This is a genomic window from Pseudomonas sp. C9-3 (assembly GCF_032392015.1).
Taxonomy (GTDB): Bacteria; Pseudomonadota; Gammaproteobacteria; order Pseudomonadales; family Pseudomonadaceae; genus Pseudomonas; species Pseudomonas nitroreducens.
Map to the genome: position 1 here is coordinate 1,223,066 of NZ_CP135919.1, position 15,214 is coordinate 1,238,279.

Here is a 15,214-nt window from a genome sequence, read left to right on the forward strand (position 1 = left end):
CACCTGGCACTCTTGCCAAAGGGCAAATTGCTACTAGCGTCATTAGGGCAGATATGTGCAGTGCTGTTTGTTTTCTGGGCATCATTCACCGGAAATCCAGCCATGCAGACAGAATATCGCTCGAAGACTTTTCGGCCGGCGACGCTAGCCCTTGCATTGGAACAACGCATTCTTTTCGATGGCGCCGCTGCGGCCGCCGTCGACCAGCAGCACCACGACTCCAGTGCAGGAGCCGAGGCCAAGGACACGGCCAGGCCGGCCACCGCGGTCGAGGCACGGGCCCAGGCGGCGGCGCCCGCACAGGCCGCACCACGCAACCTGGTGGTCATCGACGCTCGCCTGGAGAATCGCGACCAGCTCGCCGCCAATCTGCCGGTGGGCACCACCGCGCTGGTGGTGGATGCTGGCCAGGACGCCATTGCGGACATCAGCAATGCCCTGGCGCAGCTGGGCAAGGTCGACTCGATCCAGATTTTCTCCCACGGCACCACTGGCCAGTTCACCCTGGGCAACCAAACCTTCACCAGTCAGAGTATCGACCAGCTCGGCGAACGCCTGAGCGCCTGGCGCGGCGAGTTGAATCAAGGTGCGGACATCCAGCTCTATGGCTGCGATACCGGCGCGGGCTACGCCGGGCAGGCGCTGGTCAACGAGCTGGCACGCTGGACCGGCGCCGATGTCGGCGCGTCTAGCAACGCCACCGGCTCCACCAGCGCCGGCGGCGACTGGTACCTCGAAGTTCGTTCGGGCGATGTCGACAAGGCCATCGCCCTGAGCGTCGCCACGCTGGTGGACTTCCAGGGCATGCTGGCCGATGCCAGCCCCACCGTGGCCATGGGCAGCGGCGGCGCTGTGGTACGCTTGGGTGATACCTTCACCTTCGATGTGGTCTTCAGCAACCCTTCCACGCAAGTGGGCTACGCGCCCTACATCGATCTGTTCATGCCGGCCACTGGCCGCGATGGCAACGACGGCGCCACGTTCGTCTCCGCCACTTACCTGGGCCAGGCGGTGAAGAGCACTGTCCTGACCTTCGACGCCAGCGGCAATGCTACCCACCCGTTCGCCAAGGGCGCCAACGGCAACGCTCTGGTGATCAACGCCGCCAGCGTCGGCATGAAGCCGGGCGATCAGATGGTGGTGTTGCAACTACCTTATGCCAGCGTCACCTCGGGTCAGCCAAATATCGACATCCAGGTCACCGCACAATTGAGCAATCTGGCCGACACCAGTTACTCCGACGGAGCCCCTAACCTCACTGTAAACGCACGGGGTGGCTTCCAATTTGGCAATGACTCGCTGGACAACCCAGAACAAGACCCGACGCTGGTGGAGGCCTCGCTGCACAGTTTCGTGATCACTCCGGCGCTGCTCTCCGTAACGCAGACCTTAGACATGCCGGAAGGCGAGACAGTGACAGGTCCGAACTTTCCTCGCACTGAAACCGTCACTGTGTCTCCCGCTACCGGCCAGACATTGTCCAATGTGACCGTCACCCAGACCGTGCCCGAACAAGTCCACGTCAGTTCGATCACCCCTGGCGCTGGGGGCGTGCTGACCTCGGTAACACTGCACGACGGTACCATCCTGACGGACCCTGCACTCATTGCTGCGGCACTGGCCAACCCTGACACGTTCGTGAGTAGCTATACCATCCATTACGACTCACTGAGTGGGGCGAGCACTTCCCAAATCGGCTTCTACGTGCCCGAAATTGACGCCAATGGCCGTCCGGTGATCGACCCGACCACTGGTAACCCGGTGACCATCAGTTTCGGCACAGCAACCGTCAGCGGTGAGTGGTCTCCGCTGGATCCCCGCGATCATTCAACCGACCCGGACGGCTATTCGTTCACCGAAACCGGCGACAGCCAGGGGGCTACATTCGTCGCCAAGTCCATCACCTTGCTGAAACAGGTGAACCTGCAAAACGACATTGGTAGTGCCGGCCTGACGCCCGGTGACACGTTGCGATACTCGATGGACATTGCCATTTCCGACTATTTCTCTTTTGGCAAGAACATACTCGGCCAAGGCCGCTTCACCGTCACCGATCTTCTCAGCGACGGTCAGACATTCGACGCCAGAACTGCGCCCACGCTGATCATTCAGCAAAATGGCACCACGCAAGCTATCACACTCGTTTACAGCGCTACGATAAATGCCAATGGAAGTACCACTCTGGTCTTTGATATTGCCGCATCCATTGCATCCATCCTTGGACCGGACTTACACGGCGATCTGTGGAACGATGACATACAGGATGGAGCAACCATACTGTCTATCGTCTATGACGCTACGCTTGACCCTAGTTATACAACTGACTACCCGCCACACGATCAACTCAATGAAGGCGACAGCGTTGGTAATAGCGCCATCGTTAATGCATCTTTGGCACGTGACTCTGTCAATCTTTCTGGTGAGCAAAGCGACACTTCAAGCACCACCAGTACTATTCAGTCATCCAGCGTCGAAATAGAGATTTCTCAGGTCAACGGTGGCGCGCCACCAGCCAATGGTGAACTCCGCCCCGGTGATTTAGTTACTTTTACCATCACCTATGACCTGCGCGTGGCTGATTACGAAAACTTCACTCTGACGACTTTCCTGCCATTGCCATTGTTCGACACCGGCGGCATCACTTGGTCTACTGGCAGCGGTATCAATCAGTGGTCTTTTGGGGCGAGTAATACCATCCTCAATCTGCCTAGAAGCGTTTTTAGCGGTGACGGTAACTCTATAGTTTTCGACTTCGGGATTTACGACTCTGCCAGCCTGAACGGCGGAGTAGTGCAAGTACGTTTCAGCATGGTAGTCAGCGACCAACCTTACGCCGACCAGCGCCCTCAGGTTGTACTGGCTCAGTCTAGCCAAACGACCACAGTGGATAAGGAGGTACTGATATCCTCGGACGTTGCCGAGATTGCCTCAATCGCTGAGCCTGCTCTGGACATCTCTCATGGTGTTGTTTCCAGCAGCAACGGCACGGTCACAGGGACCACCGGCAGTTGGAACGCTCCCGGTACCAGCGGCGTGCCATTCGGCGGTAGCGTCACCAGCCTGGCGGCGGTGGATGGCAACATCAGCGGCATCGACGGTGGTGACACCCTGCGCCTGGCCACTGCGATCAAGAACAGCGGTGGCGGTGGCGCCTACGACGTCACCACCAGCATCACCCTGCCGGCCGGCGTCAGCTTCGTCGGCGGCAGCCTGGACGCGCTGACGACCCGTCTGCAGATCTGCCGCGGCGACGGCACCCTGCTGATAGCAGGCACGGACTACAGCGTCACCGGCAACACCATCACCTTCCTCGACGTCAACGGCCAGGCGACCTTCCTCGCCGGCCGCGTCGGTGCTGCCGATGGTAACGACGCCGCCGGCCGCAACGTGGTGGTGATCACCTACGACGTCACGGTGAACAACGCCATCCTTGCCTCGAGCACCCTGCAGAGCAGCGCTGCACTGACCAACTACGCCAGCGTCAACGGCGGCCAGGACTTCACTCCGACCGACCTGATCGATCTGGCCAACCAGCAGGTCGCCGCGCCGAGCATCACCAAGGTCTACAAGGACGGCAGCCTCAGCGACGACGACTCCAGCGCCGGGCATACCACCGGCAGTAACCTGGTGATCGGCGAGAACATGACCTACGACATCGTCGTGACCTTGCCCGAAGGCACTACCGGCAACCTACGCATCAACGACCTGATTCCGCCGGGCATGCGTCTGGATACCAGCTTCAACGGTGGACTGGGCTACCAGATCATTGTCACCAACCTTGTCAACGGCGGCAGCGGCGCGTTAGGCCAGAATTTCGGCGGCCCCATCCCCAGCGTGCTGAGCTTCTCCGTCGACGCCGGCGATGGTGGCGACATGCATCTAGTGTTCAGCGCGGCAGGCTCCAACGCCGACAACAACACCGGCAACAACGCCTTCGTCATCCGCCTGGTGCTGATCGCCAACAACGTCATCGGCAACCAGCAGGGCGCGGTGTTGAACAATGGCGCCCAATTGGCCTACAGCGATCCGGACAGCGACACGCCCAACGGCGCCACCGCCATCGACCGCACCCAGGCCAGCGCCCAGCAGCCGAGCGTGACCGTCGTCGAGCCAACGCTGACGGTGAGCCAGCAGATTACGTCGAGTTCGGACTTCGGGGGCTATGATCAGGGAGACGCGGTCACATTCACCATCACTATCGCCAACAACTCTGGCACTGACGCCTTTGACCTCAGTCTGCTGGACATTCTGCCTACCGAAATCGACAACCTAATGTTCAGCGGCGGAGTCCTGTATAGCGGAGGTGCAACCAACAATGGCGGCGTGGATTTTGCCATCGAGAATGGCCAGCTAATTACCGCCAACGGTGCCAATATCGACATCGTTAATGGTGGGAAAATCGTTATCACCCTGACCGGCGTTGTGAACTCTACGGCGGCCGGCCAGGCTGCAATTTCTAACAGCGTCGAGGTGCGATGGACCGACCTGAACGGAATTAGTAATGCCACTGACACTCTTCAAGGTGAGCGCGGCGGCGACGACGGTTTGCTCAACTCCGGAGTATTGAACGACTACCGTCTGGTCAATACTTTGCTCATTCCAGTTACCAACGGCATCGCTCTTTCCCGTGTGGGAGGGGTTGCTGATACTCCGCCAGCCACCAATGGCAGTGGCGCCACGGATACTAGAGGGCTGCAGGAAACTGTCGCGATGGGGGAAATCATCCGGTACCGCGTGGCGGTCCTAGTGCCTACTGGCGACAACCCCAACTACCAGATTCGCATCGAGTTGGCCGCGGGGCTGGAGTTCATTCCCGCCGACCTCAACAACATCCTAATTGCCCTGATATCCAGTGGTTCTGGCGGCATCAGCAGTGATGCCTCCGACCTGATCAGCAGCGGCAGCCTGGGCATGATCGGTAACCAGTCCAGTGACGTGGCGCAGGCGATTCACCCGGACCTGTCCGGCGATCACCCCACCGGTATTTTCAATATCAACAGCGGCCGCCTGGAAATCGTTACCGACCCCGTCACCGGTCGCCAGACCGTCACATTCAGCCTCGGCAACCTGACCAATACCGAAGTGAATGACGGCGACCTGGAAGGCGTGATTCTCGAATTCAACGTCCGCGTCACCAACATCCTCAGCAACCAGACCGGCGCGCAGCTGGGCATGAACGTGATCGAGCACGTGGGCGACAACGGCGGGGTCGATCGCGGCAAGAGCGATACGCTCTTCGAGCATGTGGTGGAGCCCAGCTTTACCGGGATGGACAAATCGGTCATCGACATCGCCGCCGGCAGCGTCGCGGGCACGACCAATGCCACCGTGTCCATCAGCTTCACCCAGAACGGCGAAGTGCCGGCCTACAACGTCGTGCTGCGTGACCAGTTCCCCAGCGGCAGCGACTACGCCATCCAGAGCATTGTCATCAACGGCACCAGCTACACCACCGGCAACCTGCCGGCGGGCGTCACCGCCAGCGTGGTAGGCGGCCAGGTGGTGCTCAACTTCGACCAGTTGAATGTCAACGACAAGGTCCAGGTGATCTACAGCGTCACCTTGCCCAACACCATCGTTCCAGACGATGCCAACAGCTCTGCGGTGCTGACCTGGACCAGCCTGCCCACCAGCTTCGAGAATGCCGGTTGGGGCGGCTCGGTGCCCCTGGGCGCCGGCGGCGTCGATGGCGAGCGCACCGGCCAGGACGGCACGGGCGGGCTGAACGATTACATTCTCAGCGACGGCGCCGGCATGGGCGTCATACGGGGTACCCTGTGGGACGACACAAAGTCCGCCACCAACAGCGCGACACCTGACGGGCCGGGCCTGGGCGGCATCGCCGTCAATCTCACCTGGGCCGGCGACGATGGCATCTTCGGCAACGGCGACGACCGCACCTTCAGCACCGTGACCGCCAGCGACGGGACCTACCAGTTCGCCCTGCTGCCATCGGGCAACTACCTCGTTGCCGTGGCACCGAACTTCCAGCAGGCGACCGACAATCGCTTCCAGGTGTGCATCGACACCGATACCGGTACCGCCACCACCGGCCTGGGCAGCATCAACATCGCCCTGGGCGAAGGCACCATCGGCACTGCGGATGCCGGTTACGTGCACCTCAACGAAGCCCCGATCAACACCGTGGCCAACCAGCACGGCGTCGAGGACACCGTGCTGCATATCGTCGGCCTGGCCACCAGCGACGTCGACGTCAACGCTGGCAACGCAAACGGCGTGATGACCGTCACCCTGACGGTGGTGCATGGCACGATCTGGCAGAGCGCCACTGCACCGGGCGCCACTGACGCGCCACCGGCCGGCGCAGGCCGCACGCTGGTGCTGACCGGTACGCTGCAGCAGATCAACGTGCTGCTCAGCCAGATCTATTACAAGGGCGACCAGGACTTCAACACCTCGCGCAACATCGAGACCCTGACGATGGTCACCAACGACCAGGGCAACTTCGGCGACAAGGACGGCGACGGCATCCCGGGCGAGAACCCCGATGACGCGCTGACCGACACCGACGTGATGACCATCATCATCGACCCGGTCAACGATGCCCCCATCGCCCACCCGGACATCAGTATCGCCATCGAGGCCGGCGGCCTGAACAATGCCGACCCGGGCGTCAATCCGACCGGCAACGTGCTGGACAACGATACCGACGTGGATATCGCCACCAACGGCGATGAACTCAAGGTCACGCGGGTGGAGAATTCCATCGGCGGCTTCGTCACGGTCCCGGCCGCCGGCCCAGTCAGGCTCGTCGGTCGTTACGGCATGCTGACCATCACCGCCACCGGCGGCTACCAGTACGTGGTCGACAACAACAATGCCGAGGTCCAGGCCCTGCGTACCCCCGGTAACGTGCTGCACGAATCCTTCGGCTACTTCATCACCGACAGCGGCGGCCTCAGCAGTTCGACCTCGCTGACCATCGATATCCACGGTGCCAACGACACCCCCATCGCCAACGGCGATGTCGGCACTGCCATCGAGGCCGGCGGCACCAACAATGGCACACCGGGCCAGGATGCCACCGGCAACGTGCTCACCGGCGATCCCATCACCGGCGCTGGCGCCGACACCGATGTCGACTCGGTAGCCCTGGGCGAGACCAAGACCGTCACCCTCATCCGCTACGATGGCCCGGGCGGCGGCCGCGTGTTCCCCGTGAGCCCCGGCACAGCGGCCAGCGTCCAGGGCGTATTCGGCACCCTGACGATCAACAGCGACGGCTCTTACCGCTATGTCATCGACAACAGCCTGCCTGCCGTACAGGCACTCTCTCCCGGCGACACGCTGGTCGAGGACTTCACCTACCAGATGACCGACACCGGCGGTCTCAGCTCCATCACCACCCTGACCATCACCATCCAGGGTGCCAACGACGCGCCAGTGGCAGTGGACGACCACAACACGGCCACCGCCGAGGCCAGCGACGGCAGCCCGGCGCCGGTCAACGCCAGCGGCAACGTGATTACCGGTGACGTCAACGGTGTCGGCGCCGACACCGACGTCGATCGCCTCGACCAGCCGCCGGCCAGCCAGCTCAAGGTCGACGGCGTGCGTCCGGGCCTGGAGACCGCCGGCGGCACCTTGACCACCGTCGCCAATGGCACCCCCGCCAGCATCGCGGGTAGCGTCGCCCGGCTCGCCAACGGCAACGTTCTCAACGGCAACTTCGGCCAACTCACCCTCAACGCCGACGGCAGCTACACCTTCGTGGTCAACAGTGCGGACCCGACCGTCCGCGCATTGACCGCCAACCAGAGTCTGGATGTGATCTTCACCTACCGCATCCACGACACCGGCGGCCTCACCGACCTGGCGCAGCTGGTGATCACCGTCACCGGCGTGAACGACCCGCCGGTGGTCAACCCGGTCAACGTCGACGCCGTCGAAGCCGGTGGCCTGAACAACGCCACGCCCGGCGTGGACCCCAGCGGCAGCATCCGTTCGTCCTACAGCGACCCGGACGGCGACACCCTGACCATCACCGGCATCGCCACCAGTGGCGGCACCGCAGGCACCGTTGGCCAGAGCCTGACCGGCCTTTACGGCAGTCTGGTACTGGATGCCCAGGGCAACTACCGCTATGTGGTGAACAACAGCAACCCGCAGGTCGAAGCCCTGCGCACCAACCAGCAGTCCTTGAGCGACGTGTTCCAGTACAGCGTCAGCGATGGCAACGGCAAGACCGTTACCGCCACCTTCACCGTGGTCATCCACGGCCGCGACGACACGCCGATCGCCAACGACGACACCCGCACCGCCATCGAGGCCGGCGGCACCAACAACGCGACTCCCGGCGCTCCGGCCAGCGGTAACGTACTGGGCAACGACACCGACGTGGATAGCGTGCCCAATGGTGAAACCAAGGCGGTCGATGCCGCGCGCACTGGCACCGAAGCCGGCGGCGGCGCGCTGATCGATCTCACCACAAGCGGCGGCGTGATCGCCGGCAGCTACGGCACCCTGACCCTCAACGCCAACGGCACCTACACCTATGGGGTGAACGACAGCCTGGCCGCCGTGCAGGCGCTCAAGCTCGGCGACAGCCTGGTAGAAGCCTTCACCTACCGTATGCACGACACCGCGGGCGCCAGCTCTATCGCCCAGCTGACCATCACCATCGAAGGCCGCTACGACGCCCCGGTGGCCAACGATGACATCAACTACGCCGTGGCCAGCCTCGATGGCAATGGTGGGCAGAATCCCACCGGTAATGTGATCACTGGCCTGTCAGGGAGTGGTGGGCTACGTGGCACCGACACCGATGTCGATGCCGGCGACCATATGGTCGTCACCACCATCGCCAAGGGCCCTGAGGGCGCGCAGGTGAATACCGTCGCGGTGGTGCCGGGCAGCCCGCAGACCATCCTGGGCGCTTTCGGCACCCTGGTGATCAACGCCGACGGCAGCTACCAGTACTTCGTCGAGAGCAACAACGCGACCATCCGGGCGCTCGGCCCGCTGGCATTCGCCATCGAGGAATTCACCTACCAGGTCACCGATGACGGCAACCTCAGCGACCAGGCCACACTGGTTATCCTGATCCGCGGCCAGAACGACCCGCCGATCACCTCGCCGGACTTCGGCACCGCGGTGGAGGACGGTGGCCTGCACAACAACGTGCCGGGCAGCAATCCTTCGGGCAACGTGCTGGCCAACGACACCGACCCGGACACCATCACCACCATCCCGCAGGACGTGATGCACGTGGTTTCGTTCTGGGCCGGCGACAGCCCGACGTCCACCACGGTCACCGCGCCCGGCCAATCGTTACGTGGCCAGTACGGCACGCTCACGCTGAACCAGGACGGCAGCTGGAGCTACGCCCTGGACAACACCCTGCCGGAAGTCGAAGCCCTGCGCGCCAGCGGCCAGACCCTGCAGGACAAGTTCACCTACCTCGGCGCAGACATCTGGGGCGGCGCCACGCCCGGCCTGCTGACCATCACCATCGACGGCCGCAACGACACACCCATCGCCAGTGACGATACCGCCACCGCCGTCGAGGCTGGCGGCGTGAACAATGGCACCCCCGGCGTCGACCCGCGCGGCAACGTGCTGGACAACGACACCAATGTCGATGGCGTGCAGTACGGCGAGACCAAGACTGTCGTCCACTACACCAGCGAGAATGGCAACACCGTCAGCGCCGGCCAGGTGCTCCAGGGGCTCTACGGCAAGCTGACGATCAACGCCGACGGCAGCTATCAGTACGTCGTGGACAACGCCAACCCGACAGTACAAGCGCTGCGCACCGCCGGCGAAACCCTGCGCGAGGTCTTCACCTACCGCATGCGCGACACCGCCGGCGCCACCTCCGACGCGCGCCTGACGGTGACCGTCCAGGGCGCCGACGACAATCCGGTGGCGCGCGACGACAGCAATGTTGCCAGCGACGAAACCCCGGCGCCGCAGGCCACCGGCAACGTGCTGCCCAACGACAGCGACGTGGATGGCGGCGACCACCTGACCGTCACCGGCATCCGCACCGGCGAGGAAACCGCCAGCGGCACGGCCGGTGTCATCGGCCAGCCCATTGCCGGCCGCTACGGCACGCTCGTGTTGAATGCCGACGGCAGCTACACCTACACCATCGACCTGAGCAATCGCGAAGTCCTCGCTGCTGCGGGCCTCGGGCAGATCCTCAAGGACTACTTCACCTACACCATCAGCGACCTGACCGGCCTGACTGACCAGGCGCAGCTGACCATCACCCTGAATATCGCCACGCCGTACATTCCGCCAGGACCGCACTTCGACCGCTTCGGCGACGACGGCTACCCCCGCGAACCGCTGCGTGACGTCGCCCCGGCGATATTCGTGACGCCGATCGTTCAACGCATCGCCCATCGTTTAGCAACTGCTGCCAGGGAGACTAATGGCAGCCAAGTTGAGTTGATCTCCATGCCAGAAATGGAAAGCCCAACAATAGGGGCACACCTTGGTGAGGTAGAGGAGCAGTTTATCTCCGGTGCAGTCGCTGAGAGCTATCAGCAAAGCCGGCAAGATGCAGACCGCGTCAAAGGACGCCATGGAACCGTCAGCCTGACCGCAGATGGATTGCTCCCCGACGCTTCAGTGTGGGCGTATACCCGTAACAACATGGTGGCGCAGAATGGAAGTTCCGCAAAGATTGCACAGAGTTTTCGCACTCAATTGCTCGAGGCCGCTCGACGCAGGAGCGGCGACTGATGAGATACTGGACCTTTAGTGCAGCGCTTCAAGAAAAATGCATACATAGCGGCCCTTCCCCTGCGAGGCTCTTATTCGGGAGGCTCTCTCGCCAGCCCCATGATCAACGGCACGCATAGTGAACTACGTCAGCGTGGCAAGACCAATTAGGGGCCCAGCCCTAACTGTGGAAAAACCACTATATGACGGCTGCCGGACATGGCTCGCAATTGTGGCACCAAAGATCACCGGCGGCCACACTGTCGGCGCGATGAACGTCGAGCGACTAAATGGTGTATGGGATTTCAGCATTTCATCCATGAAGGGCTCAACGCCCTGAGCGCTTCGAAGCGATTGCACTCCTTTCCACCGGCGACAAGGAAGCACCTGCCGATTCAATAGCCGTAGTCGACTAGATAGTGATCACTGAGAACTCGCGTGAGGGGCTGAACTGGTGCAAGCGGAAGCGCGGTGGCCTTCGCGAAAGACCGGATGGCTGCTCTTAGATAGGTGAACAATTACAGCGGACATGATCCATGGATACCGCTGCCTGGAGCACGCCGGCCACAGCCACTCCACGCTCAGTATGTTGGCGATTGATATGCTAAGTTTTTCTTCCATTTCCATGCATAGAATTTAGACTCGCCGGTAGGCCATCCGCAGCTAACATCCTAAATGCCACAATAACTTGAACTCCCGATTCGGTCATCATGAGCCGCTACGCGATCAATCACTCCATTCATTTTGACTCTGAGGCCTTTGAGCTATATCTAGCTGAGGCCCCGACAGAACGGATACGCATTGGAGCGATCGCCAGCCGTTGCCTGACATTGTTAGTGCAGGCGGATGGAAAAATCGTTACCAAACGCGAGTTCATGAGTGGCGCTTGGGGATCTTTTGGCCTAGAGGTCACTGAAAATAGCCTCGCCCAGGTTATCCACCAACTACGCGCAGCGTTAGAGAAGCTTCAACCGGGCCATGAACTGATTCTTACCACACCGCGGATTGGCTATAGGATCCACGAGAGCGTGGAGCTACTTGACGCGATCTCGCCTGAAGCGGTAAGGGATCCCGTTGGATTGTCTGTAGCCGAAAAGACACCTATCCCTCCCTACCGCAGCCGCAGCCGATTACTTTTAGGATTGGCAGCAGTTGCCTGTTGGGTGGCGCTGTATAAACTGCCAGGACTCTGGCTGCCATCTACCTTGCCCAACCGACCGTTCGTAGAGGTGAAGAAGGAACAAATAGCCGGCGTCACTCTTCATCTCGAAGACATGCCCGCCGTCGCTCTTCGCCCCGCCAATGCCCAACTGGTTGCTTCGGCAAAAAAACTCGCTATAGCGCTCAATCTGGCCGAGCCGAACCTGTATCGTTTCGCCAGTCAGGACCGTGCTCTTAATTTGTTGTGCAGCGGAGAATTGCGGCCTGGAAGCAGTCATTGCCTGGGACTGCAAGTCGATGAATAGTCTGCAACGCCACCCTCTGTTGTACCTGTTTCTGTTGGGCTGCTTAGTCAGCCTGATTACCGGTTTTTTGATCGGCCGCCCGCAGGCACCTCTCGACCTGCAGTGTGGCGGTCGCTCGGCCCTGCTGCTTCCAGGGGAGAATCACCAACAGTGGATGCTTCTACGCTATGACTTGGACCTGCGAAAAGAAGGGCTGGGCGACATCAAAGCTCGCTTGCGGCTATTAGATGCTGAGCGCAGTGAGAACCTGGGCTACCAGCACCGCACTTCGAGTTTTAGCTATCGGCGCCAGGACCAGCGCTTGCTTTTACAGATCAAGGATAACGGTATTGGCCAGACGAGCAACCTCCCAACAGTACAGCTAGCGGGTTTGGGCCTTTTCGCGTTCAGTCAGCACCAGCTGAGTTACCAGATGCGCCAAATCGATCCGGCTAACCTTCTGATTGAGACGGGACAAGGTGGCATGCTGTTCTGCGTACACAATCTTTCCGGCAACTAAAAGCTAACCGGCCACAACGACGCCTCGGGCCTCGCCACTGGAAGGCTGAGCAGCGTAGCGAGCAGATGGATGTTTCCTGCCAACTATCGGCGCATCACACTGTGGGCTATTCCTGCATGCGTTTGATTGCGAAGTCGCTTTGGTAGCTCAAAGTCGATCGCTCCGACATCATTGCTGCGTTTTCACGCGGGTATGGCCTCAAGATCCATACTGTTCAAATCGTCTATGCAGCGGTCACGTCCCAACCGCTTAGCCTGATATAGCAGGAGATCAGCGCGGACTAGCAATGCTTGCAGGGTGTCGTCTACGCCTCCCCAGGCACTCAAGCCAAAGCTGCAGGTTGCAGTAATATCCTGCCCGTCGAAACGCACCTGTGTGTCCTGCAGTACACGACGCAGACGCTCTACCACCTGCCTTGCCCCTGCCAAGTCAGTGTCAAGCAACAACATGAGAAACTCCTCACCGCCCATGCGTGCCACGATATCTCCCTGACGTACCACCTCCTGCAAATGGGCTGCGAAGAACTGCAATACTGCATCACCACCAGCATGGCCGTATGTATCGTTGATGCGCTTGAAGTGATCGATGTCAACCTGTACCAAACAGAATTTGCGCCCTGTGCGAATAGCGCTGGCGCGCTCAGCGGTAGCCCGATCCATTGCTGCCCGGCGATTGTACAGACCGGTCAGGGAATCATGGGTGGCTTGATAATGGAAACGCTCACTGACTTTGATGGCGTACCGTAGCAACATAAGTATGCCTAACAAAGCCAAAATTAGTCCTGATAACAGGCTGAGCGATAGGGAGTTGATTCGCACGAACTCCTGGAGGTTTACCCCTTGACGCAGCGGTGTACTCACAAAAGCTATGGATAGGCCTGTATGCTCATCGGAGAGCCGCACCTGAAAGCGGCCGTCCTTCAATTGGGGTTGCCCTGGAGCCAGTTGCCAAGGAACGTCTGCGGCAACGTTCGCCGATCGGTAGGAGAGCCAATTATCTTCGACATCAAGATCAAGGGCGCGCATAATCTGACCATCCATTTTGACCGTCGCATGCATCTGCGGCACCTCGACAAAAGGAATATCGACGCGTTGTAAACTCTGAGGTTCTACCTGCGTGGTCGTCTCCAACAGCCACCAGTCCAGTCCATCACAGACTCGTCCCAGAGTGATACTGGTGCTCATGCTCAAAGCGCCGTTAGCAAGAGTGAACACGGGAAATTGTGACGCTTCCATGCTGGCTTTTTCAGCGTTAGCCACCAATCTCTGATTCAAGTACAGCACACGGTCGGTGTTGGCCTTTGCCCAGTTCCCCAAAGCACGATACTCAGACTCACTCAAGCAGTTAGCACCTCTGCTGTTGCCAAAGCTGGTCAATATGTCCGGCTGGAGACGATGTAACTGGATTCCCGCTCGGACCTGTGAAAACAGATGTTCAGCGTTTCGCTGCAACATCACTGTTTCTGCTTTAATAGCAACTTGTTGCTGATATTCATAGCGACTAACAATAGCTACAGCTGCCATAAAGCAAAGTAGCAGGGCGAATATGTAACTGCTGCTCCGTAAGGCTTGAGCGTACTTTACCAGTCTGTTCATTGCCAAACGCTCCCTACGCTATACAATTCCGAGCCTATATTTCAAATTGGGACTGAACGCCTACGTTGGAGAAAGCATAACGCTGAGCAATGTCCTGGAACTCCTCTTCCAGGTTGAAGAACGCATCCACCACTATCGGGTCGAAATGTCTCCCGCGACCTTCACGGATGATTTTTGCCGCCAATTCGTGCGACGTTGCTTCTTTATAAACGCGACGGCTAATAATTGCGTCGTATACATCTGCAACAGCCATCAAGCGAGCGCTGAGAGGAATAGCTTCGCCACGCAACCCCTGGGGATATCCGCTACCGTCCCATTTTTCGTGATGACACAGTGCAATTTCCTTAGCGATGCTAAGAGCAGAAGCCGATACACCGAGCAGCGCTTCGGCTTGCATCAATGCCTGGTAGCCAAGACATGGGTGCTGCTTGATTACCTCAAACTCGTGCGGCTCTAAACGCCCGGGTTTAAGAAGAATATGATCGGGTATACCGAGCTTGCCGAGATCATGTAGTGGGGCTGACTTGTACAGTAGCTCTACAAACCGGTCGTCCAATTGGTCGGCATAATACGAGTGTTCGCGTAAACAGTTGGCCAGTGTACGGATATAATGTTGAGTGCGACGAAGATGATTGCCTGTCTCGTTGTCGCGTGTCTCGGCCAGCGAGGCTAGCCTTTCCAACAGGGCTGTGGCTAGACTGCTAACATTATTTAATGCCAACAATTCGCGTGCGCACTGTAATACTTTCAGATCTAGCTCGGCATTGCGCATTTGCATATTGTTTAAACGCAGCAGGTGGCTCTGCGAGTCCACGCTATTCAGCGGGGTGTTTTTATGCTCGTTCGTGTTCATCTCGTCACCCTAAAGTAGTGGGAATATCGGGTGAGAGTATTGCGACATGCTTCCATATGAACTGCTGTGAATAGTCTTGAATCGCGCTGAAATTGGTCTGTCCCGGGCT

Annotated in this window: 5 protein-coding genes; 3 read left to right on the plus strand and 2 right to left on the minus strand. The window is 59.8% G+C overall.

The window, feature by feature from the left end; genetic code table 11:
• Positions 1 to 102: 102 nt before the first annotated feature.
• The 3 genes from RS899_RS05370 (at position 103) to RS899_RS05380 (ending at position 12,657) form a co-directional block, all read left to right on the plus strand.
• Positions 103 to 10,713: a VCBS domain-containing protein gene (locus RS899_RS05370; RefSeq protein ID WP_315809276.1), complete on the plus strand. Its 10,611-nt coding sequence runs from the start codon at positions 103 to 105 to the stop codon at positions 10,711 to 10,713.
• Between the two features lie 689 nt (positions 10,714 to 11,402).
• On the plus strand, positions 11,403 to 12,158 hold the full coding sequence (locus RS899_RS05375; RefSeq protein ID WP_315809277.1) for a winged helix-turn-helix domain-containing protein: 756 nt from the start codon (positions 11,403 to 11,405) through the stop codon (positions 12,156 to 12,158).
• Positions 12,151 to 12,657, plus strand: coding sequence for a hypothetical protein (locus RS899_RS05380; RefSeq protein WP_315809278.1), 507 nt, complete (start codon positions 12,151 to 12,153; stop codon positions 12,655 to 12,657). The genes RS899_RS05375 and RS899_RS05380 overlap by 8 nt, the downstream gene beginning before the upstream one ends.
• 182 nt (positions 12,658 to 12,839) lie before the next feature.
• Here RS899_RS05380 and RS899_RS05385 read toward each other — a convergent pair whose 3' ends face one another.
• Positions 12,840 to 14,252, minus strand: coding sequence for a GGDEF domain-containing protein (locus RS899_RS05385; RefSeq protein ID WP_315809279.1), 1,413 nt, complete (start codon positions 14,250 to 14,252; stop codon positions 12,840 to 12,842).
• Positions 14,253 to 14,286: 34 nt separating this feature from the next.
• Positions 14,287 to 15,105: an HD-GYP domain-containing protein gene (locus RS899_RS05390; protein ID WP_315809280.1), complete on the minus strand. Its 819-nt coding sequence runs from the start codon at positions 15,103 to 15,105 to the stop codon at positions 14,287 to 14,289.
• Between the last annotated feature and the right edge of the window lie 109 nt (positions 15,106 to 15,214).